Source organism: Serratia sp. 121840015-1 (genome assembly GCF_053627655.1).
In genome coordinates this window covers 118,909-143,803 of record NZ_JBSEYF010000005.1, presented here as the reverse complement: position 1 = coordinate 143,803, position 24,895 = coordinate 118,909, and the positions used below count along the sequence as shown (strand labels likewise).

At 60.7% G+C, this 24,895-nt stretch carries 21 protein-coding genes and 2 pseudogenes; 17 read left to right on the top strand and 6 right to left on the bottom strand.

Going from position 1 to position 24,895, the window contains the following annotated elements:
* Window positions 1-9 precede the first annotated feature (9 nt).
* The 10 genes from ACUXAC_RS20720 to ACUXAC_RS20675 all read left to right on the top strand — a co-directional run bounded on the left by ACUXAC_RS20720 (window position 10) and on the right by ACUXAC_RS20675 (window position 9,677).
* On the top strand, window positions 10-1,110 hold the full coding sequence (locus ACUXAC_RS20720; RefSeq protein WP_025304163.1) for an ABC transporter substrate-binding protein: 1,101 nt from the start codon (window positions 10-12) through the stop codon (window positions 1,108-1,110).
* Complete coding sequence (locus ACUXAC_RS20715) at window positions 1,107-1,982, top strand: SMP-30/gluconolactonase/LRE family protein (RefSeq protein ID WP_197828328.1); 876 nt, start codon at window positions 1,107-1,109, stop codon at window positions 1,980-1,982. Before ACUXAC_RS20720 ends, ACUXAC_RS20715 begins: the two co-directional genes overlap by 4 nt.
* 256 nt (window positions 1,983-2,238) lie before the next feature.
* Entirely contained in the window at window positions 2,239-3,237 is a 999-nt protein-coding gene (yiaK, locus tag ACUXAC_RS20710; RefSeq protein WP_025304165.1) for a 3-dehydro-L-gulonate 2-dehydrogenase, read from the top strand.
* Between the two features lie 13 nt (window positions 3,238-3,250).
* Entirely contained in the window at window positions 3,251-3,721 is a 471-nt protein-coding gene (locus tag ACUXAC_RS20705) for a YhcH/YjgK/YiaL family protein (protein WP_049199283.1), read from the top strand.
* Window positions 3,722-3,846: 125 nt separating this feature from the next.
* Complete coding sequence (locus tag ACUXAC_RS20700; protein ID WP_060422782.1) at window positions 3,847-5,142, top strand: MFS transporter; 1,296 nt, start codon at window positions 3,847-3,849, stop codon at window positions 5,140-5,142.
* Window positions 5,142-6,632, top strand: a complete 1,491-nt coding sequence (locus tag ACUXAC_RS20695) for an FGGY-family carbohydrate kinase (protein ID WP_387445309.1) — start codon at window positions 5,142-5,144, stop codon at window positions 6,630-6,632. Before ACUXAC_RS20700 ends, ACUXAC_RS20695 begins: the two co-directional genes overlap by 1 nt.
* Window positions 6,629-7,285 (top strand): 3-keto-L-gulonate-6-phosphate decarboxylase UlaD, encoded by a 657-nt coding sequence (ulaD, locus tag ACUXAC_RS20690; RefSeq protein WP_387445310.1) that lies wholly within the window; start codon window positions 6,629-6,631, stop codon window positions 7,283-7,285. The genes ACUXAC_RS20695 and ulaD overlap by 4 nt, the downstream gene beginning before the upstream one ends.
* 1 nt (window position 7,286) lies before the next feature.
* Window positions 7,287-8,147, top strand: coding sequence for an L-ribulose-5-phosphate 3-epimerase (locus ACUXAC_RS20685; RefSeq protein ID WP_049232336.1), 861 nt, complete (start codon window positions 7,287-7,289; stop codon window positions 8,145-8,147).
* The gene (gene araD, locus ACUXAC_RS20680) at window positions 8,141-8,836 is read left to right on the top strand and encodes an L-ribulose-5-phosphate 4-epimerase (protein ID WP_025304171.1); all 696 of its coding nucleotides are present in this window, start codon (window positions 8,141-8,143) and stop codon (window positions 8,834-8,836) included. Before ACUXAC_RS20685 ends, araD begins: the two co-directional genes overlap by 7 nt.
* A 142-nt stretch (window positions 8,837-8,978) precedes the next feature.
* Window positions 8,979-9,677, top strand: a complete 699-nt coding sequence (locus ACUXAC_RS20675) for an RluA family pseudouridine synthase (RefSeq protein ID WP_187321693.1) — start codon at window positions 8,979-8,981, stop codon at window positions 9,675-9,677.
* 7 nt (window positions 9,678-9,684) lie between these two features.
* Here ACUXAC_RS20675 and ACUXAC_RS20670 read toward each other — a convergent pair whose 3' ends face one another.
* A complete protein-coding gene (locus tag ACUXAC_RS20670; protein WP_033635867.1) occupies window positions 9,685-10,224 on the bottom strand; it encodes a DUF2058 domain-containing protein in 540 nt (179 codons plus the stop codon).
* Between the two features lie 315 nt (window positions 10,225-10,539).
* Here ACUXAC_RS20670 and ACUXAC_RS20665 point away from each other — a divergent pair, with 315 nt between their 5' ends.
* The 3 genes from ACUXAC_RS20665 (at window position 10,540) to ACUXAC_RS20655 (ending at window position 14,096) form a co-directional block, all read left to right on the top strand.
* The gene (locus tag ACUXAC_RS20665) at window positions 10,540-11,517 is read left to right on the top strand and encodes a DUF1852 domain-containing protein (protein ID WP_421115163.1); all 978 of its coding nucleotides are present in this window, start codon (window positions 10,540-10,542) and stop codon (window positions 11,515-11,517) included.
* 25 nt (window positions 11,518-11,542) lie between these two features.
* On the top strand, window positions 11,543-12,574 hold the full coding sequence (locus tag ACUXAC_RS20660) for a methionine synthase (protein ID WP_141966737.1): 1,032 nt from the start codon (window positions 11,543-11,545) through the stop codon (window positions 12,572-12,574).
* Between the two features lie 172 nt (window positions 12,575-12,746).
* Window positions 12,747-14,096 (top strand): MFS transporter, encoded by a 1,350-nt coding sequence (locus tag ACUXAC_RS20655; RefSeq protein ID WP_421115162.1) that lies wholly within the window; start codon window positions 12,747-12,749, stop codon window positions 14,094-14,096.
* 81 nt (window positions 14,097-14,177) lie between these two features.
* Here the strand turns inward: ACUXAC_RS20655 and mscS are convergent, their stop codons facing one another.
* Window positions 14,178-15,044, bottom strand: a complete 867-nt coding sequence (mscS, locus tag ACUXAC_RS20650; protein ID WP_019455618.1) for a small-conductance mechanosensitive channel MscS — start codon at window positions 15,042-15,044, stop codon at window positions 14,178-14,180.
* Between the two features lie 205 nt (window positions 15,045-15,249).
* Here mscS and ACUXAC_RS20645 point away from each other — a divergent pair, with 205 nt between their 5' ends.
* Window positions 15,250-15,918, top strand: a complete 669-nt coding sequence (locus ACUXAC_RS20645; protein WP_123892579.1) for a DUF1345 domain-containing protein — start codon at window positions 15,250-15,252, stop codon at window positions 15,916-15,918.
* 220 nt (window positions 15,919-16,138) lie between these two features.
* Here ACUXAC_RS20645 and fbaA read toward each other — a convergent pair whose 3' ends face one another.
* The 4 genes from fbaA to ACUXAC_RS20625 form a co-directional block, all read right to left on the bottom strand.
* Window positions 16,139-17,218 (bottom strand): class II fructose-bisphosphate aldolase, encoded by a 1,080-nt coding sequence (gene fbaA / locus ACUXAC_RS20640; protein WP_025304179.1) that lies wholly within the window; start codon window positions 17,216-17,218, stop codon window positions 16,139-16,141.
* Window positions 17,219-17,334: 116 nt separating this feature from the next.
* On the bottom strand, window positions 17,335-18,498 hold the full coding sequence (gene pgk / locus ACUXAC_RS20635; protein ID WP_025160206.1) for a phosphoglycerate kinase: 1,164 nt from the start codon (window positions 18,496-18,498) through the stop codon (window positions 17,335-17,337).
* A gap of 70 nt (window positions 18,499-18,568) precedes the next feature.
* Window positions 18,569-19,585 carry an erythrose-4-phosphate dehydrogenase gene (epd, locus tag ACUXAC_RS20630; protein ID WP_004931582.1) on the bottom strand — a complete coding sequence of 339 codons (1,017 nt, stop codon included), beginning with the start codon at window positions 19,583-19,585 and terminating at the stop codon, window positions 18,569-18,571.
* Between the two features lie 313 nt (window positions 19,586-19,898).
* Complete coding sequence (locus ACUXAC_RS20625; RefSeq protein ID WP_280524769.1) at window positions 19,899-20,858, bottom strand: LysR substrate-binding domain-containing protein; 960 nt, start codon at window positions 20,856-20,858, stop codon at window positions 19,899-19,901.
* 82 nt (window positions 20,859-20,940) lie between these two features.
* On the opposite strand from ACUXAC_RS20625, the gene ACUXAC_RS20620 reads away from it, so the two are divergent.
* From ACUXAC_RS20620 to ACUXAC_RS20610, 3 genes and pseudogenes are all read left to right on the top strand, one after another.
* On the top strand, window positions 20,941-22,026 hold the full coding sequence (locus ACUXAC_RS20620) for a tartrate dehydrogenase (protein WP_421115161.1): 1,086 nt from the start codon (window positions 20,941-20,943) through the stop codon (window positions 22,024-22,026).
* Between the two features lie 364 nt (window positions 22,027-22,390).
* A pseudogene (locus tag ACUXAC_RS20615) lies at window positions 22,391-23,533 on the top strand (BCCT family transporter); the annotation flags it as partial.
* Window positions 23,532-24,881, top strand: a pseudogene (locus tag ACUXAC_RS20610) (NAD-dependent succinate-semialdehyde dehydrogenase); the annotation flags it as partial. The pseudogenes ACUXAC_RS20615 and ACUXAC_RS20610, both read left to right, overlap by 2 nt.
* Window positions 24,882-24,895 lie beyond the last annotated feature (14 nt).

Genomic DNA, 24,895 nt, shown 5'->3' with positions numbered 1-24,895 from the left:
GAGCACACCATGAAACGCATTTGGCTGTTACCGGGGTTCACCACATTCTTGCTCGCCGCATCGCCGGCCTGGGCCGACGCCTATCTCGATCAGGCCACCGCCGCCGTCGCGAAGGCTACCGCCAGCGCCACCCAGTGGGACGGCCCCACCAGCGGCCCGCAGTTGCAGGCCAACAAGAAGATCATTTTTATCGCCTCCGACATGAAGAACGGCGGCGTGCAAGGGGTGCAACAGGGGCTGAGCGAAGCGGCAAAAGCCGCCGGCTGGAAGCTGGAAACGCTCGACGGCGGCGGCTCGGTGAAAGATCAGCTGGCATCGCTCAATCAGGCCATCGCCCAGAAACCGGACGGCATCGTGATCGGCGGCTGGAACCCTAACGTCGCCAAGATCCCGCTGAAAAAGGCCGTACAGCAGGGCATCGTGCTGACCGCCTGGCATGCGGTGCCGGAACCGGGCCCCATCGCCAAATACAACGTGTTCTATAACGTCACGTCGGATTCCAACGAAGTGGCACGCATCGCCGCGCAATACGCGGTGGTGCAGTCCGGCGGCAAGGCGAGCGTGTTGATCTTCACCGACTCGCTGTACCAAATCGCCTTGGACAAGGCCAACGTCATGAAAGAAGAGATCGCCAAATGCAGCGGCTGTACGCTGCTGGAATTCATCGACACGCCGCTGGCAGATACCGCCAACCGCATGCCGGCGATGACCTTCAGCCTGCTGCAGAAGTACGGCGACAAATTCCAATATGCGCTGGCGATCAACGATCTGTACTTCGACTTTATGGCGCCGGCGCTGAAAACCGCCGGCAAAGGCGGCAAGAACGCGCCTTACAACGTGTCGGCCGGCGACGGTTCAATCTCCGCTTACCAGCGTATCCGGTCGGGCGACAGCCAGTCGGCGACGGTGCCGGAGCCCTTGAAGCTGCACGGTTGGCAACTGCTGGACGAATTCAACCGCGCCTTCGCCAAGCAGCCGCCTTCCGGCTACGTGACCCCGGCGCATCTGGTCACCCGCGACAATATCGCCGCCGACGGCGGCGCCAATAACCTGTATGACCCGCAAAACGATTACCAGGGCCACTACAAAGCGATCTGGGGCGTGAAGTGAACGGCGGCATTCGGCATTCATTGCGCACGCACGCTCAGCTCGAGCGTTTGTGCTCACCGGCGATCTGGGCCGAGGGGCCGGTCTGGCTGCCACAGGAGGATGCGGTGGTGTTCAGCGACGTGAAAGGCAATCGCATGTTCCGCTGGTCGCGCCGGGGTGAGCTGAGCCTATACCGCTCGCCGTCGCACTATGCCAACGGCAATGCGCGCGACGGCGAGGGCCGCGTGGTCAGCTGTGAACACGGGCGGCGCGGCATCAGCCGCACCGAAAGCGATGGCGAGGTGCGCCTGTTGATCGACCGCGTCGACGGCAAGCGCTTTAACTCGCCGAACGACGTGGCGGTGCGTTCCGACGGCACCCTGTGGTTCACCGATCCGCCCTACGGCATCATCGGCGACGAAGAGGGTTACAAATCAGAAAGCCAGGTAATCGGCTGCTATCTCTACAGCTTCGATCCGCGCGACGGTTCGCTGACCATCGCCGCCTGCGACCTGCAGCGCCCGAACGGCCTGGCGTTTTCACCGGATGAAAAATGGCTGTACGTTGCGGACATGTCGATCGTGGATTTTCCGACGCTGGGCCGCCGCGAGCTGCGCGTCTATGCGGTCAACGGCCGCGAGCTGGAAGCCGGCCGCCGTTTTGCAACAGTGGGGCCCGGATTCCCGGACGGCTTCTGCGTCGATCGGGCCGGCAATCTGTTTTGCAGCTGCGCCGACGGCGTGCTGGTCTTTGATCCACAGGGGCGACAGATCGACAAAATCAGCGTGCCGGAACGCGTCTCCAATTGTACCTTCGGCGGCCCGAACGGCGATGAACTCTATATCACCGCCACCACCTCGCTCTACCGCATGGTGCTGAACACCCGCGGTTAACCGGGGTCTCGCAAGACGCAGGGTGGGTTTTGATCCGCCCTGCTTTGTCACGTCTGAAGCACGCCATCTCCACCAAAACGTGGCGGCGATCACAAAATCACCACTCAATTTTAACGTCATGTTTTTCATGAATAATTTTACTCCCCCTTGCTTTGACTTCCCTGAATCACCGGGATAGCATTTATTTGAAATGCAATTTCGCATATTGAAATTTAGCGAACCAAAAACAGACGATTTGCACAGGCGGAGAACCGGCATGAGAGTGAGTTACAGCGAGTTAAAACAGCAATTCAAACGCGTGCTGCTGGCGCGCGGCGTGGCGGAACATCTCGCCGACGACTGCGCCGGCATGTTCGCCGACACCACCGCCAGCGGCGTTTACTCCCACGGCGTTAACCGCTTTCCGCGCTTTATTCAGCAGCTGGACGCCGGCGATATCGTGCCGGACGCCGAACCCAGCAAACTGTTGTCTCTGGGGGCGATCGAGCAATGGGATGCGCACCAGGGCATCGGCAACCTTACCGCCCGCCGCATGATGGATCGCGCCATGCAGTTAGCCGACGAGCATGGCATCGGCCTGGTGGCGCTGCGCAACGCCAACCACTGGATGCGCGGCGGCGGTTACGGCTGGCAGGCGGCGGAGAAAGGCTATATCGGCATTTGCTGGACCAACTCGATCGCCGTGATGCCACCGTGGGGCGCCAAAACGTGCCGTATCGGCACCAACCCGCTGATCGTCGCCGTGCCCGGCAACCCGATCACCATGGTGGACATGTCGATGTCAATGTTTTCCTACGGCGCGCTGGAGCTGAACCGGCTGGCGGGCAAAACCCTGCCGGTGGACGGCGGCTTCGACAACGACGGCCGCCTGACCCGCGATCCGGCCACCATCGAAGAGAACCGGCGCATTTTGCCGATGGGGTATTGGAAGGGATCGGCACTGTCGATCGTGCTGGACATGATCGCCACCCTGCTGTCCGGCGGCGCCTCGGTGGCGGAAGTGACGGAAGATCACCGCGACGAATACGGCGTCTCGCAGGTGTTCATCGCGATTGAGATAGACCGGTTGATCGACGGCGACAGCCGCGATCAAAAACTGCAGCGCATCATGGATTACGTCACCAGCGCCGAACGGGACAACCCCGACGTCGCCATTCGCCTGCCGGGCCACAAGTTCCCGCGCATTCTGGAAGAAAACCTGCGCGACGGCATTCCGGTTGACGAACGAGTCTGGGCGCGCATTCAGGCGCTGTAACGGGAGGATCATCATGATATTCGGCCACATCGCCAACACCGCGCCCGAGCAGTACCCGACGCCGGTCGCCAACGCCGTCGCCTATTTGCAGCGCACCGATTTCAGCGTCTTGCCCGCAGGGCGCTATGAAGATCCCGCCACCGGCTACGTGGTGCAAGTGCTGGATCTGCATACCCAACCACCGGATGCGCTACGCCCGGAAGTCCACCGGCAAAACGTCGACGTGCAGTTTCTGGTCAGCGGTACCGAGCTTATCGGCGTAGCGGCGGACAACGGCGACAACGTCATTCATCAGGAGCTGCTGGCGCAGCGCGACATCCTGTTTTATCAGGACGTGACCGACGAATCCTGGCTCACGATGCGGCCCGGCAACTTCGCGGTATTTTTTCCGCAGGACGTGCATCGCCCGGCCTGCATTAACCAACGCCCCTGCGCGATACGCAAGGTGGTGGTGAAGATACCGCTGGCGTCGTTTAGCGCCTGATAGACGCAACACCCGTAACGATAACAACACCGGTCCATGAGGCCTGTGCGGGCGCCCTTGCGCCCAAATCAAGCAAAACAATAACGCCCGACCCTACAAAAAAGCGAACATCGAAAGAGGTCCTTATGAATACAGCCTCCGTTTCCGTCAGCCAAAGCCAGGCGATACCCAAGCTCCGCTGGCTGAGGATCGTGCCGCCGATCCTCATCACCTGCATCATTTCTTACATGGACCGGGTCAACATCGCCTTCGCCATGCCCGGCGGCATGGATGACGAACTCGGCATCACCGCCTCGATGGCCGGGCTGGCCGGCGGCATCTTCTTCATCGGTTACCTGTTTCTGCAGGTGCCCGGCGGCAAGCTGGCGGTATACGGCAACGGCAAGAAATTCATCGGCTGGTCACTGCTGGCCTGGGCGGTGATCTCGGTGCTGACCGGCCTGGTCACCAACCAGTACCAGCTGCTGTTCTTGCGCTTCGCCCTCGGCGTTTCCGAAGGCGGCATGCTGCCGGTGGTGCTGACCATGATCAGCAACTGGTTCCCGGATAAGGAGCGCGGCCGCGCCAACGCCATCGTCATCATGTTCGTACCGATCGCCGGCATCCTCACCGCCCCGCTGTCGGGTTGGATCATCACCGCCTGGGACTGGCGCATGCTGTTCCTGGTGGAGGGCGCTCTATCGCTGGTAGTCATGGCGCTGTGGTATTTCACCATCAGCAACCGGCCGCAGGAAGCCAAATGGATCTCGCAGGCGGAAAAAGAGTATCTGGTGAAGACCCTGCACGACGAACAGCTGCTGATCAAAGGAAAAACGGTGCGCAACGCCTCGCTGCGCCGGGTGCTGGGCGACCGGATCATGTGGCAGCTGATCCTGGTGAATTTCTTCTACCAGACCGGTATCTACGGCTACACCCTGTGGCTGCCGACCATTTTGAAAGGGCTGACCCACGGCGATATGGAGCAAGTGGGCCTGCTGGCTATCTTGCCCTATATCGGCGCCATCTTCGGCATGCTGATCATCTCCACCCTCTCCGATCGCACCGGCAAGCGCAAAGTCTTCGTCGCCCTGCCGCTGGCCTGCTTTGCCGCCTGCATGGCGCTGTCGGTGCTGCTGAAGGATCACGTCTGGTGGTCTTACGCTGCGCTGGTCGGCTGCGGCGTGTTTATTCAGGCGGCGGCCGGGGTGTTCTGGACCATCCCGCCCAAATTGTTCAACGCTGAAGTGGCCGGCGGCGCGCGCGGCGTGATCAATGCGCTGGGCAACCTCGGCGGCTTTTGCGGCCCGTATATGGTCGGCGTCCTGATCAGCCTGTTCAGCAAGGATGTCGGCGTCTACAGCCTGGCGGCCTCGTTGGCGATCGCCTCCGTACTGGCGTTGATGTTGCCCAATAAATGCGACCACAGCGCGAGGAGCGAATGATGGAATATTGGCTGGGGCTCGACTGCGGCGGCACCTTCATCAAGGCAGGTTTATACGACCGCAGGGGCCATGAACACGGCGTTGCGCGGCGCAATCTGGCGATCGTCGCGCCGCAGCCCGGCTGGGCCGAGCGCGATATGGCATCGCTGTGGCGCACCGCCGCCGACGTGATCCGTGAAGTGCTGTCCGCCAGCGGCGTCGCCGCCGGCGCCATCCAGGCCATCGGCATCTCGGCGCAGGGTAAGGGGGCATTTCTGCTGGATAAGCAGGGGCAGCCGCTGGGCAACGCCATGCTCTCTTCCGATCAGCGCGCGCTGGCGCTGGTGCAGGAATGGCAGCGACAGGGCGTGCCGCAGGCGCTGTATCCGCAAACGCGCCAAACGCTGTGGACCGGGCACCCGGTCTCGCTGCTGCGCTGGCTGAAGCGGCATCAGCCGGAACGTTACGCCCGCATCGGCAGCGTGCTGATGGCGCACGACTACCTGCGCTATTGCCTGACCGGCGAGCTAGCCTGTGAAGAAACCAATATCTCCGAATCCAACCTGTATCAGATGCGCAGCGGACGCTATGACCCGGCGCTGGCGCAGCTGCTGGGTATCGGCGACATCATGCCCGCCCTGCCGACGATTGTCGGTTCGGCCGAGATCGCCGGGCGAGTCGCGGCAAACGCCGCGGCCATCACCGGCCTGCAAACCGGCACCCCGGTGGTCGGCGGGTTGTTCGACGTGGTGTCCACCGCGCTGTGCGCCGGCCTGCAGGACGAAACCCGACTCAATGCGGTGATGGGGACCTGGTCGGTCACCAGCGGCATCACCGACGCCATCGTCGAGGGTTTCGATCATCCCTTTGTCTATGGCCGCCACGCCGAAAACGGCCAATACATCGTGCACGAAGCCAGCCCCACTTCCGCCGCCAACCTGGAGTGGTTCTGTCGCCAATGGGGGCTGCAGGACTACGACCAGCTTAACCGCTGGGTCGCCGCCCTGCCGAAAGCCGCCGGCGATCTGCTGTTCGCCCCTTTCCTGTATGGCTCCAACGCCGGCCTGGGGCTGAGCGCCAGCTTCTACGGTCTGCAGGCCTTCCACCAGCGCGAGCACCTGGTGCAGGCGATCTACGAAGGCGTGGTGTTCTGCCACATGACGCACCTTAACCGCATGCGCCGGCGTTTCCCTGAGGCGCAGGCGCTGCGCGTGACCGGCGGCCCCGCCAAATCCCTCCCCTGGATGCAAATGTTCGCCGACGTCAGCGGTCTGCCGGTTGAGCTGCCGCAGGTGGAAGAAACCGGCTGTCTGGGCGCGGCGATGGCAGCCATGGTCGGCAGCGGCGTCTTCAACGATTTCACCGCCGCCCAGCACCGGCTGGCGCCGCGTATCGAGCGGCTGCTGCCTGATGCAGCCGCTGCCGAAGCTTACGACCACAAACACCAACGTTATCAGGCGCTGATTGCTGCATTGCAACATCTGCAGCCCGCCAACAAGGAGGCCCCATGAGCACGAAACCGCGCCTGCAGCTGGCGCTCGATCAAACCCGTTTGGATACGGCGCTGCGCACCGCCGAGACCCTCAGCCCCCATGTGAACATCATCGAGGCCGGTACCATTTTGTGCATCAGCGCCGGCATTCAGGCGGTTAGCGCGCTGCGCGAGCGCTGTCCGCAGCACACGCTGGTGGCCGATCTCAAGGTGGCCGACGCCGGTGCGACGCTGGCCGAGCAGGCCTTCGGCCAGGGCGCGAACTGGATGACCGTGATCTGCGCCGCGCCGTTGGCCACCATGGCCAGCGCGCGGGAGGTCGCCGAGCGTCACGGCGGTGAAATCCAGATCGAACTGTTCGGCCGCTGGACATTGGAGGATGCGCGGCAATGGCGCGGCCTCGGCATTCGCCAGGCGATCTATCACCGCGGCCGCGACGCGCAGGCCAGCGGGCAAACCTGGGGCCGGCAGGATTTGGATCGGATGAAGGCGCTGTCCGATCTGGGCATCGCGCTGTCGGTGACCGGCGGCATCACGCCCGCCGACCTGCCGCTGTTTAAAGAGATCGCCGTCACCGCCTTTATCGCCGGCCGCGCGCTGGCCGAGGCCGGCGATCCGCCGGCGGCCGCCAGGCAGTTCCGCACCGCCATCGATGACATCTGGAGATCATGATATGCGTCAGCACCCGTTGGGAATTTACGAGAAAGCGCTGCCGAAACACCTGAGCTGGCCCGAACGCCTGGCGCTGGCCAAGGCCTGCGGCTTCGACTTCGTCGAAATGTCGGTGGACGAAAGCGATGAACGTCTGGCGCGCCTGAGCTGGAGCAAGGCGCAGCGCCTGGCGCTGGTGGACGCCATGCTGGAAACCGGCATCCGCATTCCGTCGATGTGCCTCTCCGGCCACCGGCGCTTTCCGTTTGGCAGCCACGATCCGGCGCTGCGACAGCGCGCCTTCGACGTGATGGAACAGGCCATTCAGCTGGCCAAAGATGTCGGTATCCGGACGATCCAGCTGGCCGGCTACGACGTGTATTACGAAGAGCAGGACGAGGGGACGCTGGCGCGCTTTAGCGAAGGCATGCAGTGGGCGGTAGACCGTGCCGCCGCCGCCCAGGTGATGCTGGCGGTGGAAATTATGGACACCGCCTTTATGAACTCGATCGGTAAATGGAAAGCCTGGGATGCCCTGCTGGCCTCGCCGTGGTTCACGGTGTATCCGGACGTCGGCAACCTCAGCGCCTGGGGCAATGACGTGCCGCGCGAGCTGGAGCTGGGCATCGATCGCATCGCCGCCATTCACCTGAAGGACACCTACCCGGTCACCGCCACTTCGCCGGGGCAATTCCGTGACGTACCGTTTGGCGAAGGCTGCGTCGACTTCGTCGAGGTGTTTCGCACGCTGCAGCGCCTCAATTACCGCGGCGCATTCCTTATTGAGATGTGGACAGAAAAAGCCGAGGAGCCGGTGGCCGAGATCGTTCAGGCCCGCCGCTGGATCGAACAGAAAATGCAACAAGGGGGCATGACATGCTGACTCAGTTAAAACAACAGGTGCTGGAGGCCAATCTCGATCTGCCGCGCCATAAGCTGGTGACCTTTACCTGGGGCAACGTCAGCGCGGTGGATCGCGAACGCGGTCTGGTAGTGATCAAGCCTTCCGGCGTTGAATACGAGCATATGACGGCGGAGGATATGGTGGTGGTCGATCTGGCCAGCGGCCGCACCGTCGAGGGGGCAAAAAAACCGTCGTCGGACACCGCCACCCATCTGGCGCTGTACCGCGAATTTGCCGATATCGGCGGCATCGTCCATACCCATTCGCGCCACGCCACCATCTGGGCGCAGGCCGGGCTGGACATCCCCGCCTGGGGAACCACCCACGCCGACTATTTTTATGGCGCTATCCCCTGCACTCGCCTGATGACCCAGGATGAAATTGAGCACGATTACGAACTGGAAACCGGCAACGTGATCATCGAAACCTTCCGCCAGCGCGATATCAATCCCAACGCGATCCCAGCGGTACTGGTCAATGCCCACGGCCCCTTCGCCTGGGGCAAAGATGCCCACAACGCGGTGCATAATGCGGTGGTGCTGGAAGAAATTGCCTACATGGGCATTTTCTCGCGCCAGCTGACGCCGGGCATTCACAGCATGCAGCGCGAGCTGCTGGACAAACACTACCTGCGCAAACACGGCCAAAACGCCTACTACGGGCAGTAGGGCCGCCGGGGCCCCAGCCGTTGCACCCGATGCTTTGCCGCATCGGGTGCAACGGGCATGAGGCGCAGTGTAGCGAAAACCGCATTCGCTCATCGACGCGAAATTCGCTATCATCCGCACCCACCCTCCAGCCGGCCACCCGATGTCTACGATCACCGATACCTTTATCGCCCCGCCCTGCCATGACCAAATAGAGATCCTCTATCAGGACGATCATCTGGCGCTGATCAATAAGCCGGCCGGGCTGCTCAGCCTCTCGGGCAAGAATCCGCAGAATCTCGATTCGGTACACCATCGGCTGGTTCAGATCTTCCCCGGCTGCGCCCTGGTGCACCGCCTGGATTTCGGCACGTCCGGGTTGATGGTGGTGGCCCGCAACAAAGCCGCCAACGCCGCGCTCTGCCGGCAGTTCAGCGAGCGCACCGTCAGCAAAGTGTACAGCGCGCTGCTCTGCGGCCATCTGGCGGATAACGAAGGGGTCATAGACGCGGCGATCGCCAAAGATCCGGCGCTGTTCCCGCTGATGTCGATTTGCGCCCTCCACGGCAAACCCGCCCGCTCCCACTATCGGGTCGTCGAGCGTTTTTATCGTGAAGCGGAGGGCGGGATCTCGCTGCCGCTGACGCGGGTGCAGCTCACCCCAGAGACTGGGCGCACCCACCAACTGCGTATTCACAGCCGGCAGTTGGGCCACCCTATTTTAGGTTGCGATCTGTATGGCGGGCGCCTGCTGCCGGGTACCGAACAGACGCCGCGGCTGATGCTGCACGCCAGCGAGCTGGACTTTGTGCACCCCGTCCGTGGAGAGCGGATCGCCGCTCGTCACGCCGCGCCGTTCTGAACGCGGCTTACCACATCAAATCGTCGGGCACTTTGAAGTCGGCGTACGGATCGTCTTCATCCTGCTCTTCCTGACTCAGCGCGCTGTGCAACACGATACTGGCCGCATCGCGCTGTGCGATTTTATCGGCGACGCTCGCGGGGATAATCGCGTATTCACACTCTTCCCGGTTCTCGACCACCAAGCGGGCAATGGCGAGGCGGCCATTGATCAGCTGGGTCTGCGTCGCCTTATCCACCAGGATTTTCTTGATCAGGTTGCCGTCGGTGAAGTTGAAACCGATATCGCCTTTCGCCAGAACGATGCGGTTCATCTCGATCAGTTGCTTCACCTGCGCCTTGTATTCTTTGGACAGCGCGGCTTGCTTTTGCTGCTCGTTCAGCTGCTTATCGCGCTCAAGCTGCGCCTTTTTATTCTCTTCCACCGCCTCTCTGGCCTCGCGGGCCTGAACGCGTGATTTTTTAGCCGTTCTTTGGACTTTGGCCATTTTCTTGCTGGTTACCAAGCCCGCTTTGAGCATCTGCTCTTGTAAGGTGAGTTTTGTCATGTTCATGTCTGAAGCCGTGGAGTCATGGGGGGATTATACCCGTAATTTTTCAGGCTGCACCAGGTTGCCGGCCCTGTAGTTGGCAGTTTGCGCTGCAGGGCAACGGCGGCAAACCGACACGAACGCCAGATCATGAACAGCGCTCATGTGGTAATGAAATTAAGTCTCTTTCACTCCCTGCGGGACTCTGGCAAAAATAGACCTCATTAACGACAGACAATATGAAATCGGCTGAATAAAAAAAGAGAAAAACAACCCATTGAAATAAATGGATAAATCCAGCCTTCATATCATATAACAGGATGCTATAAGACGATGAATAGAGACTTTGCCTTTACGATTAAGAGCAGTTCTTTCAATGAAGACTATAACCCTTCTGAAAGTACGCGTATCACCACCAACTTCGCCAATTTGGCCAGAGGGGAAAACCGCCGGGAGAACCTGCGCAACACGCTGGTGATGATTAACAATCGCTTCAATTCGTTGGCGCATTGGGATAACCCCAAGGCCGACCGCTATTCGGTTGAGCTTGAAATCATTTCGGTTGAGATGCGCGTTGAAGATCAGGGTGCCAGCTTCCCGGTGATCGAAATCCTGAAAACCAACATCATTGATAAAAAAACGCAAAAGCGTATTGAAGGCATCGTTGGGAACAATTTTTCCTCTTACGTGCGCGATTACGACTTTAGCGTCTTGCTGCCGGCGCACAATAAAAACACGACGGAATTTACCATTCCAGATGATTTCGGCGATTTGCACGGCAATATCTTTAAACACTTCGTCAATTCAAACGAATACCATGAAAATTTCAGCAAACCGCCGGTGATCTGCCTCAGCGTGTCCAGCAAAGACACCTATCATCGGACGGGCAATCAACACCCGGTGTTGGGCGACGAATATCGGCAAGACGGCGCTTCGCTGACCGACCGGTATTTTAAAAAAATGGGTCTGCAGGTGCGCTACTTCATGCCGAAAAATAGCGTCGCGCCCCTGGCGTTTTATTTCCCCGGGGATTTGCTGAGCGATTACACCGATCTGGAACTGATCGGCACCATCAGCACGATGGAGACCTTCCAGAAAATCTATCGGCCTGAAATTTACAATGCCAACGCGGCGGCGGGGCAATGCTATCAGCCAAGCCTGAATAACCAGGATCATTCATTAACCAAGATTGTTTACGATCGCGAAGAGCGTAGCCAGTTAGCGATTGAACAGGGGAAATTTACGGAAGAGCAATTTATCAAACCCTACAAGCCTCTTCTTGAGCAATGGTCTGCTCACTACGCGCTTTGATTCACTCAAATACAGGTCATCTATTATGAAAATATTGCTCCCTACGTCGACCGCCGGCAGCTTGCCTAAACCTTCCTGGCTGGCCCAACCGGAAACCCTGTGGTCGCCTTGGAAATTGCAGAATGAAGAATTAATCGAAGGGAAACAGGACGCCTTGCGTTTGTCGCTGGCAGAGCAACAACTGGCCGGCATCGATATCGTCAGCGATGGCGAGCAAACGCGCCAGCACTTCGTCACGACGTTTATCGAGCACCTCAGCGGCGTCGATTTCGAGAAACGCGAAGTGGTTAAAATCCGCAATCGCTACGAGGCGAGCGTGCCAACCGTTGTGGGGGCGGTCTCGCGCCAAAAACCCGTTTTCGTTGAAGACGCCAAATTTTTACGCCAGCTGACCAAGCAGCCGATTAAATGGGCCCTGCCGGGGCCGATGACCATGATCGACACGCTTTATGACAACCACTATAAAAGCCGCGAGAAATTGGCCTGGGAGTTCGCCAAGATCCTCAATCAGGAAGCCAAAGAGCTCGAGGCCGCCGGCGTCGACATTATTCAGTTTGATGAGCCCGCATTTAACGTGTTCTTTGACGAAGTGAATGACTGGGGCATCGCCGCCCTGGAAAGAGCCGTTGAGGGGCTTAAGTGTGAAACGGCGGTACATATCTGCTATGGATACGGCATTAAGGCCAACACCGACTGGAAAAAGACGCTGGGCTCAGAGTGGCGGCAATATGAAGAGGCGTTCCCCAAGCTGCAAACGTCTACTATCGATATTATCTCACTGGAGTGCCATAACTCGCACGTGCCGATGGATCTGCTTGAACTGATTCGCGGTAAGAAAGTGATGGTCGGCGCCATTGATGTAGCGAATCATACCGTTGAGACGCCGGAAGAAGTGGCCGCTACGCTGCGTAAAGCGCTGCAGTTTGTCGATGCCGACAAGCTCTATCCGTCGACCAACTGCGGCATGGCTCCCCTGCCTCGCCAGGTCGCCAGCGGCAAGCTGAATGCCTTGAGTGCGGGTGCCGAGATCGTGCGCCGTGAACTGTTAGCCAAGTAACCTTGCCAATCGCCCGCCACAGGTCCCTCCTGCGGCGGGCGAGTATCATCGACGCCCTCTCCCCGCAACGCCCCCCCTCTGGTGTATACTCGGATCTCTACGCGATGCCAGCCACAGCGGCCTGAACAGCCCCTCAGCCAGCCCACACCAGCTTAATAACAGTGGAACCCTCATGAGCCCAGATACCGCTCGCATCAGCGAAATTATCGATCGCGCCAGGATCTCGCCTTATCAAATCCTCATCCTTACCCTGTGTTTCCTGATCGCCCTGCTGGACGGCTTCGATACCGCCATCATCGGCTATATCGCCCCGGCGCTGCGTGAAGAGTGGGGCCTGCACCCCTCGCAGCTCTCTCCCGCCTTCGGCGCGGGGCTGTTCGGCCTGTTGATCGGCAGCCTGCTGTTCGGGCCGATCGCCGACGCCATCGGCCGCAAACGCGTGCTGCTCGTCGCGGTGCTGGTGTTTGGCGGCTGCACCCTGGCTTCGGCCTATACGCAATCGATAGAATCCCTGACCTTGCTGCGCTTCATCACCGGCATTGGCCTCGGGGGGGCGATACCGACCTGCATTACCCTCAGCTCGGAGTACTCACCGGCGCGCCGCCGCATGCTGATGGTCACCCTGAGCTGGAGCGGCTTTACCGCCGGGCTGGCCCTGGGCGGCCTGCTGGCCGGGCAGATCATCCCGGCGTTCGGCTGGCGCGGCGTGCTGCTGGTCGGCGGCATTGCGCCATTGGCGCTGCTGCCGCTGCTGGCCTGGCAGATGCCCGAGTCGGTACGCTTTATGGCCGCCAACGCCAAACATGCCGACCGGCTGCGCCGGGTGGTCGAGCGTATCACCGGCCAGCGTTGGACGGGGGTCACCATCGTCGATGACGAGCGCCCGGCACAGGCCACGTCGCCGATCTCGCACCTGTTTATCGAAGGGCGCGCCGTGCGCACCCTGCTGCTGTGGGCGGCGTTCTTCTGCTCGCTGTTCGTGTTCTACCTGCTCACCAGCTGGCTGCCGACGATCCTCAAAGACGCCGGTTACGATATCGCCCACGCCTCGCGCATCGGGGCGATGGTGCCGCTCGGCGGCACCCTGGGCGCCATCCTGATGGCGCTGCTGATGGACCGGGTCGGGCCCTACCGCGTGCTGGCCGTCTCCTACCTGGGCGCCGCGCTGGTGATCGGCGCGACCGGGTATCTGATGGGCGACGTCTACACGCTGGCCGCCGTCGTGTTCCTGATTGGCTTCGGCGTGGCCGGTGCGCAAAACGGCCTGAACCTGGTCTCCGCCACCCTTTACCCGACCGCAGCCCGCGTGACCGGCGTCAGCTGGGCCATGGCGAACGGCCGCTTCGGCTCGATCGTCGGCTCGATGCTCGGCGCCTGGATGATGACCGCCGCCGGATCGGCGGAAGTGTTCTTCCTCTGGCTGGCGCTGCCAGCGCTGCTGGGCGCGGTCGCCATCTTCCTGCTCTATCGCCTCAGCCTGCGCCGCCGCACGCCGCTCACGGAACCGGCTGCGGGCATCTGACCTCGCGGAAAATAAAAGGCCGAGACGCCATCGATAGCGTCTCGGCCTGCAATAAAAAGGGGGCGAAGGCCCCCTTCTGTGTTATTCCGCCTTGGCGGAAGCGTCTTCGGTACGATACAGGTGCACATCCATCTGCGGGAACGGAATGCCGATGTTGTGGGCATCCAGCGCGCGCTTGAAGTTTTCCATCAAATCGAAGTACACGTTCCAGTATTCCGCGTTGGTGGTCCAGGAGCGGGTGACGAAGTTCAGGGAAGACGGTGCCATCTCGTTCAGACGCACGGTCACGCCTTTGGCGTGCATGATGCGCTTGTCGGCGGCGATCACATCGCCCAGCACCTTCTTCACCACGTCGATGTCGGCGTTGTAGGCCACGCCCACCACGATATCCACGCGGCGGTTCGGTTCACGGGAGTAGTTGATGATGTTGCCGGCGATGATTTTACCGTTCGGCACCACGATGGTCTTGTTGTCGGAAGTACGCAGGGTGGTGGAGAAAATCTGCACCTGATCGACGGTACCGGCCACGCCACCCAGATCGACATATTCACCCACGCGCAGTGGACGGAAGATCACCAGCAGCACGCCGGCGGCGAAGTTGGACAGTGAGCCTTGCAGCGCCAGGCCGACGGCCAAACCGGCGGCACCCAGCACGGCGATCACCGAGGTGGTCTGCACGCCGACGCGCCCCAGCACGGCGATGAAGGTGAACGCCAGCACGCCATAGCGCACAATCGCCGACAGGAAGTCTGCCACCGTGGCGTCGATGCCGCGCAGTTTCATCACGCGGTTCAACGCATTACCGACCACGCGGGCCACGATCGAACCGATGATCAGGATAACGATGGCGGCAACGATATTCACCGCATACTGGATCAACAGATCCTGGTTCTTCACCAACCAGTCGCCGGCACCGTTGATGCCGTCTACTACATTCAAATCTTTCATTCGTGTCGTCCTAACTCAGTCCCTAACGGGAGAAACTCGCAAAAATACACTGGCCTCGGCAGCCAGTAGGAAACCACCGCCTAAGGGTAACCAACATTAAAGGCCCATGCCAACCATCAGCGTTAAAAATAGCCGAAACCGCCCGCCGCTTCTTCTATGCTGAGAACAGCGCGTTGGCCATTTCACGACAAGGGATCCGTTAATCATGCACATTCGCTCTTCACTCAAACACTATTGGCAGGTGCGGCCCAGGCTGCTGTTTTCCGTCGGCGCCGGGCTGCTGTGCTTTCTGCTGTTGCCCGCCCAGCTCTCGCTGCTGCAGCGCCTGATGATCGGTTGGAATACGCTGGCCTGGCTCTACCTGCTGTTTCTCTGGCGGCTGATGCTGATCAGCACGCCGCAGCACATTCGCCAGATCGCCCGGCGGCAGGACGAAAGCGCCAGCATGGTGCTGACGCTGGTCAGCCTCGGTTGCCTGGTCAGCTTGTTGGCGATCCTGTTTGAACTGAGCAGCGCCAAACAGGTGGCCGGCTCTCTGAAGACGCTGCATTTGCTGCTGACCGGCGCCACGCTGGTGGTCTCCTGGCTGTTGCTGCCGACCGCCTTCACCATGCACTATGCCCACCAATTTTATCGCCAGGGCGCGCAGCAGGATCCTTTGCCGCTGCTGTTCCCCGGCAACCTCACCGATCCGACCTATCTGGATTTCGCCTACTTCTCCTTCACCATCGCGGTGGCGTCGCAGACCGCCGATGTGGCGGTCGGGGCGGCGGAGGTGCGGAAGGTCACCCTGCTGCAGTCGGTGATCTCCTTCGCGTTCAACATGCTGATCCTGGGCCTGTCTATCAACGTCGGCGCCGGCCTGCTGGGCTGAAAACGAAAAAGGCTCCCCCGCAGGGAGCCTTTAACTCACAAACAAAGGAGGAAAAAACGTGGTTTTTCCTCCTTTGTGGTCATCAGCCGAAAATCAATAAATTGATTTTCCTTATTTTTTATATTTTGCCAACGGCAAGCCAGGCAATGCCATCAGGCTTGTCATAAACAAAAAGGCTCCCTGCGGGGAGCCTTTTGCATCGTGCAACAGGTGCCGAAGATTACAGAACGTCTACCGCGTTCAGATCTTTGAAGGCCTGCTCCAGACGCGTCACCATGCTGGTCTGCGCTGCGCGCAGCCATACGCGTGGATCATAGTATTTCTTGTTCGGCTGATCGGCGCCTTTCGGGTTGCCCAGCTGGCCCTGCAGGTAAGCTTCGTTCGCTTTGTAGTACTGCAGGATGCCGTCCCAGGTTGCCCATTGGGTATCGGTGTCGATGTTCATCTTGATCACGCCGTAGCCCACAGACTCTTTGATCTCTGCGTCGGTAGAACCGGAACCGCCGTGGAACACGAAGTTCAGGCTGTTGTGCGGCAGGTTGAATTTCTTGGACACATAGTCCTGAGAATCACGCAGGATGGTCGGGGTCAGCTTGACGTTGCCTGGCTTGTACACGCCGTGCACGTTACCGAAGGAGGCAGCGATAGTGAAGCGCGGGCTGATGGCGTTCAGTTTTTCGTACGCGTAAGCCACGTCTTCCGGCTGGGTGTACAGAGCGGAAGCGTCCATATGGCTGTTGTCCACGCCATCTTCTTCACCGCCGGTGCAGCCCAGTTCGATTTCCAGCGTCATGCCGATTTTGGCCATGCGCTTCAGGTAGGCGCTGCAGATCTCGATGTTTTCTTCCAGAGATTCTTCAGACAGATCGATCATGTGGGAAGAGAACAGCGGTTTGCCGGTAGCGGCGAAGTGCTTCTCGCCGGCGTCCAGCAGGCCGTCCAGCCATGGCAGCAGTTTCTTCGCGCAGTGGTCGGTGTGCAGGATCACCGGCACGCCGTAGTGTTCAGCCATCTGGTGAACGTGGTGTGCGCCAGAGATAGCGCCCAGAATCGCTGCGCCCTGAGGCACATCGGTCTTCACGCCTTTGCCGGCGATAAACGCGGCGCCGCCGTTGGAGAACTGAACGATAACCGGCGCGCGCACTTTAGCCGCGGCTTCCAGCACTGCGTTGATGGAGTCGGTACCCACGCAGTTTACCGCTGGCAGCGCAAAGTTGTTCTCTTTAGCAACTGCGAAGACTTTCTGAACGTCATCACCCGTGATGACACCCGGTTTTACGAAATCAAAAATTTTAGACATGTTACTTTGTCCTGTTTCGTCGGCCGTAGATGGATGTAAATCGATGTTTTCACGCCGCGCAGCATTAGCCGCGCGGTATAAAACAAACGGGCGGCTTTCGCCTCCCGTTGTCTGAATTACTGCTTAGCGCGCTCTTCCAGCATCACGACTGCAGGCAGCGGTTTCCCTTCAACGAATTCCAGGAATGCGCCACCGCCGGTGGAGATGTAGGAAATTTTGTCAGCGATACCGAACAGATCGATGGCTGCCAGAGTGTCGCCGCCGCCAGCGATAGAGAAAGCGTCGCTATCGGCGATCGCGCGGGCGACAATTTCGGTGCCCTTACGGAAGTTAGGGAACTCGAATACGCCAACCGGGCCATTCCACAGAATGGTCTTGGCGTTCTTCAGGATAACGGCCAGACGCTCGGCAGAGACGTCGCCCATATCCAGAATTTGCTCGTTGTCCTGGATCTCGTTGGCCTGCTTCACGGTTGCGGTCGCGGTTTCGGAGAACTCGGTCGCGACGCGCACGTCGGTCGGAACCGGGATGTCGCAGGTTTCCAGCAGTTTCTGCGCGTTCGGGATCAGGTCAGGTTCGTACAGGGACTGGCCCACGTTGTTACCCTGCGCCGCCACGAAGGTGTTGGCGATGCCGCCGCCGACGATCAGCTGATCGGCGATTTTGGACAGGGAATCCAGCACGGTCAGTTTGGTGGACACTTTAGAACCGCCCACGATGGCGACCATCGGACGGGCCGGGTTGCCCAGGGCCTTGCCCAGCGCTTCCAGCTCGGCGGACAGCAGCGGGCCGGCACAGGCGACAGGCGCGAACTTGCCCACGCCGTGGGTGGAAGCCTGCGCGCGGTGCGCGGTGCCGAACGCGTCCATCACGTACACGTCGCACAGCGCCGCGTATTTCTTGGACAGGGTTTCGTCGTCTTTCTTCTCGCCCTTGTTGAAACGGACGTTTTCCAGCACCACCAGTTCGCCTTCAGCGACGTCGACGCCATCCAGATAATCCTTCGCCAGACGCACTGGGGATTTCAGGTGATCTTTCAGGTAGTTGACCACAGGCAGCAGGGAGAATTCTTCGTTGTACTCGCCTTCGGTAGGACGACCCAGGTGGGAGGTCACCATCACGCGGGCGCCTTGCTTCAGTGCAGCTTCGATAGTCGGCAGGGAAGCGCGGATACGCGCGTCGGAAGTCACTTTACCGTCTTTTACCGGCACGTTCAGATCGGAGCGGATCAGTACGCGTTTACCCGCCAGATCCAGATCGGTCATCTTAATTACAGACATGGTGAACCCTCTTTATTGAATCTCTATAAAATTGCCTGAGCAGCGCGCCTGTCACGCCGGCGCCGCCGTACTAGAAACCGCTGGCGGCCATTGCCCGTGTGGTATCCAACATCCGATTGGCAAAGCCCCATTCATTGTCGCACCAGACCAAGGTCTTTATCAGGTGCTGCCCGCTGACCCGGGTCTGCGTACCGTCGACGATAGCGCTGTGCGGGTCATGGTTAAAATCGATCGAGACCAATGGTAATTCCGTGTAGTCAACTATACCACGAAATGATTCCCGTGCGGCCTTTTGCAACAGCTGGTTGACCTCTGCCACCTTCACCGCGGCGCTCACGCTGACGCTAAGATCGATAGCCGTCACGTTGATGGTCGGCACGCGCACCGAGATAGCCTCGAAGCGATCGCAAAACTGCGGGAAGATACGGGTGATGCCCGCGGCCAGCTTGGTGTCGACCGGAATGATCGACTGGCTCGCCGCGCGGGTGCGCCGCAAATCCGCGTGATACGCGTCGATCACCGGCTGATCGTTCATCGCCGAGTGAATGGTGGTCACGGTACCGGATTCGATGCTGTAGGCGTCGTCCAGCAGCTTGATCACCGGAATAATGCAGTTGGTGGTGCACGAGGCGTTGGACACGATGCGATGTTCCGCCAACAGCGTCTGATGGTTGACGCCGAACACGATGGTAGCGTCCAGATCGTTGCCGCCCGGATGGGCGAACAGCACTTTCTTCGCCCCCGCCGCCAGATGGGCTTCGCCATCCGCCCGGCTGCCGTACACGCCGCTGCAGTCCAGCACCACATCGACGCCCAGCTCGCCCCAGGGCAACTGCTCCACCGCCGGCTGATGCAACAGGCGAATCGCGTCGTCCCCGACGCTCAGCGTGTCGCACTCTTGCCGCACATCCCAGGCGAAGCGACCGTGGCTGGAATCGTACTTCAGCAGATGGGCCATGCCCTCGGCATTCGCCAGCTCGTTGATCGCCACCACGGAGATTTCCGCCCGTCGTCCCGATTCGTACAGTGCGCGCAATACGCTGCGGCCGATGCGGCCAAAGCCGTTTATCGCTATGCGGATGGTCATGCTGCTCCTGAAAAAGGGCCGTCCCCGCCGGGCTGACTCACCGGCGCCGGGCCGGCGCTGACTGGTTGTCTCACTAACCCGCATAGAGTAGTGGATCGCACCGCCCGCTGTGAATCGCCGCGTTTGCATTATTCCCGCGCTTCAGCGGCTTTTCGCCGCCGTCACATCGGCATTTCTGTCGAAGAGTGCTTCAACTGAAACGCTTCAGCTGAGCATAAACCAAAGTTTTGGCAAAAGGAACAGGTGCAACAGTTCCACAAGTAACGGAGGGGAGTTTTACGAGCATAAGATGATCTGGCGCACATTTTTGGCCTCAAGGCCGCGGCGAATTTTCACTCGCCGCCCCCGTTTCGCCATAGTGCTCACGGAAATAGTCGCGCAAAAATTCGACCGTCACCCGCACTTTCGCCGACGTTGCCAGCCGGGAAACGTACACCGCCCAGATGTTGGCCGGCTGAAAATACTCCGGCAGAATGTGCACCAACCTGCCGCTGTCGATGTTCTCTTTCACGTCCCAGGCGGAACGCAGCGCAACGCCCTGCCCGTCCAGGCACCACTGGTGCACGATTTCGCCGTGGTTCGACGCCAGCGCCCCCGTCACCTTCACCGTCTCTTCGCCGCCCGGCCCCTGCAGCCGCCACAGCCCGAACGGGTGATCGCGCTCCTTGATCACCAGGCAAGCGCGGCCCGCCAGCTCCGCCACGCTTTTCGGCACGCCGTGGCGCTGCAGATACGCCGGCGAAGCGCACAGGATGCGCTGGTTGTCCGCCAGCTTGCGCGCGATCAGATTAGGGGCGATATCGTCGCCGATGCGGATATCCAGATCGAACCCTTCGCTGACCAGATCCACCAACCGATCGGACACGTCAAGCCGCAGCTCCAGCTGCGGATACTCCCGCGCCAGCGCCGACAGCGCCGGGGCCACGAAGCGCCGGCCGAAGCCGAAGCTGCTGACCACGCGCAGCATGCCCTGCGGCGCCTGACGCACCTCGGACAGTTCGTCCATCATCTGATCGACATCGTTGAGAATGCGCTGCGCCCATTCGTAGATGCGCTCGCCGTCCTCGGTGATCGCCACCCGCCGCGTGGTGCGGTGCAGCAGCGACACGTCCAGCGCCTTTTCCAGCAACGCGATGCGTTTGCTGATAAAGGCCGGCGACACGCCCAGCTCTTCGGCGGCGGCGGCAAACCCGGCGCGGCGCGCCACCAGCACGAACACCCGCAGGTCACTCAGGATCGGCATATTGTTCATGATTCGTGTTTTATGTTTCACCGTTTTCGAGATTGATTAACAGTTAGTCAATTATAGGATAACAGTGTTGTCAATCTCCCCTACCTACAAATGAGACCTCTGTATGAGCAAAAATTACAAGATTGCCGCTATCCCCGGGGACGGTATCGGGCGGGAAGTGTTGCCGGAAGGCATACGGGTATTGCAGGCGGCGGCGGCGCGCTGGGATCTGTCGCTGGAATTCAACACCTTCGAGTGGGCCAGCTGCGACTACTACCAGCACCACGGCCAGATGATGCCCGATGATTGGCTTGAGCAGCTCAAGAGCTTCGACGCCATCTATTTCGGCGCCGTCGGCTGGCCGGATACGGTGCCCGATCACATTTCGCTGTGGGGTTCGCTGCTGAAATTCCGCCGCGACTTCGAGCAGTACGTCAACCTGCGCCCGGTGCGGCTGTTTCCCGGCGTGCCCTGCCCGCTGGCGAACAAACAGCCGGGCGACATCGATTTCTACGTGGTGCGCGAAAATACCGAAGGGGAATACTCCTCGCTCGGCGGGCGGATGTTCGAAGGCACCGAACGCGAGATGGTGATCCAGGAATCGGTCTTCACCCGTCAGGGCGTGGACCGCATTCTGAAATACGCCTTCGAGCTGGCGCAGCAGCGCCCGCGCAAACGCCTGACCGCCGCCACCAAGTCCAACGGCATGGCCATCAGCATGCCGTACTGGGATGAGCGCGTGGCGGAGATGGCGCGCCAGTACCCCGATATCGCCTGGGACAAACAGCACATCGATATTCTGTGCGCGCGCTTCGTGCTGAACCCCGAACGCTTCGACGTGGTGGTGGCCTCCAACCTGTTCGGCGATATTTTGTCGGATCTCGGCCCGGCCTGCACCGGCACCATCGGCATTGCGCCGTCGGCCAACCTGAACCCGGAGCGCAACTTCCCGTCGCTGTTCGAACCGGTACACGGCTCGGCGCCGGACATTTTCGGCAAGAACATCGCCAACCCGATCGCCATGATCTGGAGCGGCGCGATGATGCTGGATTTCCTCGGCGACGGCGATGCCCGTTACCGCCAGGCGCACGACGGCATCCTGCAGGCGATCGAGCGCATCATCGCCGACGGGCCGCGCACGCCGGACATGCGCGGCGATGCCTCCACCCAGCAAGTTGGCCAGGCGATCGCCGCCCTGCTGCAACGCTAAGCATCACCGGTTTTCCTGCGCAGGGCGCCCTTTCGCGCCCTGCTTTGCCACGTCCGTTTTTCCGCTTCGATCGCCGCCGCAAATCCGCTGAAAACCACCGCAGAAAGCACGCCAATACCCCGGCCAAGATCACAACAAATTGTTTACATACTGTGTTTTATCCTTTTACAGATGCCCCAATTGTGGCCCTCCTGTAATTTGTGCACACTCGAAAATGTTAATGAAGAGTAAATATTCTCGGCGGCGTTTTGCCGGGGCGTTTGCTCCTCGCGGTGTAACAAAACAAAGGGTTCAAACCAATAAGGCCCGGGCGCACCCTACGCTTCGCGCACCGGCCCACCACCGATAACAGGAGTTCACTCCCATGCAGAGCACCCCTAAAAAGGATGTCACGCTCATCGCCATCAGCCTGTGCAGTATTGCGCTGATCGCCATTTGCCTGATGCTCTTTCCGGCTCAATCCGCGCTTATCGCCAACACCATTTTCAACGGCGTCACCCGGCTGTTCGGTTCAACCATTCAAATCCTGGTGCTGATCGCCCTGCTGGTGGTGCTGTATCTGGCGTTGAGCAAATACGGCAACATCCGCCTCGGCGAAGGCAAACCGCAATACTCCACGCTGGCCTGGCTGTTCATGTTCATCTGCGCCGGCCTCGGCTCGTCCACCCTGTATTGGGGGGTAATGGAGTGGGCGTATTACTACCAGACGCCGGGGCTGAACATCGCGCCGCGCACCCCGAAGGCGCTGGAATACAGCATCAGCTACTCCTTCTTCCACTGGGGCCTGAGCGCCTGGGCAACCTATGCCCTCGCCTCGCTGATCATGGCCTACCACTTCCACGTGCGTAAGAACAAAGGGCTCAGCCTGTCGGGGATCATTTCCGCCATCACCGGCGTGCGCGCCAACGGCCCGATCGGGCGGATGGTGGATCTGATTTTCCTGGTCGCCACCGTCGGCGCCCTCACCATTTCGCTGGTGCTGACCGCCTCCACCTTTACTCGCGGGCTGACGGCGCTGACCGGCATCCCCGACAATTTCGTGGTGCAGGCGACGGTGATCCTGCTAGCGGCGGTGATTTTCTGCCTCAGCTCCTACATCGGCATCGACGGTGGCATGCAGCGCCTGAGCAAAATGGTCGGCTGGGGCGCTTTCGTCTTCGCCGGGCTGGTGCTGCTGGTCGGCCCCACCGAGTTCACCATCAACAACACCATCAACGCCATCGGCCTGACGGCGCAAAACTTCCTGCAGATGAGTCTGTTCACCGATCCGATGGGCGACGGCAGCTTCAGCCGCAGCTGGACGGTGTTCTACTGGCTGTGGTGGATCTCTTACACCCCGGGCGTGGCGATGTTCGTCACCCGCGTCTCGCGCGGCCGCAAGATTAAAGAGGTGATCTGGGCGCTGTTGCTCGGCAGCACCCTCGGCTGCTGGTTCTTCTTCGGCTCGCTGGAAAGCTACGCCATGCACCAGTTCATCAGCGGGCAGCTCAACGTGCCGGAGATCCTCAGCCGGCCAACTCATCGGCAGCGTGCCCAACATGGCGACGGCCGAAACCCAGCGGGCGATCGACGCCGCCCAGCAGGCGCTGGAAGGCTGGCGCGCGCTGCCGGCACAGCAACGCGCCCAGCTGCTGCGCCGCTGGTTCGAACTGATGCTGGAACACCAGCAGGATCTGGCCAGCCTGATGACGCTGGAGCAAGGCAAGCCGCTGGCGGAGTCGCTGGGCGAGATCCGCTACGCCGCCTCCTTTATCGAATGGTTCGCCGAACAGGCCAAGCGCACCAATGGCGACATCATTCCCTCGCCGAGCGGTGATAAACGCCTGATGGTGCTGAAGCAGGGCATCGGCGTGTGCGCGGCGATCACGCCCTGGAACTTCCCGACGGCGATGATCACCCGCAAGGCCGCGCCGGCGCTGGCGGCCGGCTGCACGCTGGTGGTCAAACCCGCCAACGAAACCCCTTACTCGGCGCTGGCGATGACCGAGCTGGCCGAGCGCGCCGGCATTCCCGCCGGGGTGTTCAACGTGGTGACCGGCAACTCGCAGGCGATCGGCGCCGAGCTGACCGGCCACCCGCAGGTGCGCAAGCTGAGCTTTACCGGCTCCACGCCGGTGGGCAGGCTGCTGATGCGCCAGAGCTCGGACACCATCAAGAAAGTGTCGCTGGAGCTGGGCGGCAACGCGCCGTTCATCGTGTTTGACGATGCGGACATCGATGCCGCGGTGGAAGGCGCGCTGATCGCCAAATACCGCAACGCCGGGCAGACCTGCGTTTGCGTCAATCGGTTCTATGTGCAGCGCGGCGTTTACCCACAGTTCGCCGAGAAGTTTGTCGCCCGCGTGGCGGCGCTGCAGGTCGGCAACGGCTTCGAACCCGGCGTGCAGATCGGCCCGCTGATCAACCGCAAGGCGCGCGACAAGGTGCTGGAACTGCTCGATGACGCGCTGAGCAAAGGCGCTCAGGTGCTGACCGGCGCCACGCCGCACGCGCTGGGCGGCAATTTCTTCACGCCAACGGTGCTGGGCGACGTGCAGCCTGGCTCGCTGCTGCTGGAAGAAGAGATCTTTGGCCCGGTCGCGCCGCTGGTGGTGTTCGATGACGAAGCCGAGGCGATCCGCCAGGCCAACGACACCATCTACGGCTTGGCCGCCTACTTCTATACCCGCGATGCGGCGCGCATCTGGCGCGTTTCGGAGCGGCTGGAGTACGGCATGGTCGGCATCAATACCGGCCTTATCTCCAACGAGGTAGCCCCGTTCGGCGGGGTGAAGCAGTCGGGTCTGGGGCGTGAAGGCTCCGAATACGGCATCGAAGACTATCTGGAGCTCAAATACCTGTGCCAGGCGGTATAACTTTTTCATGCGCG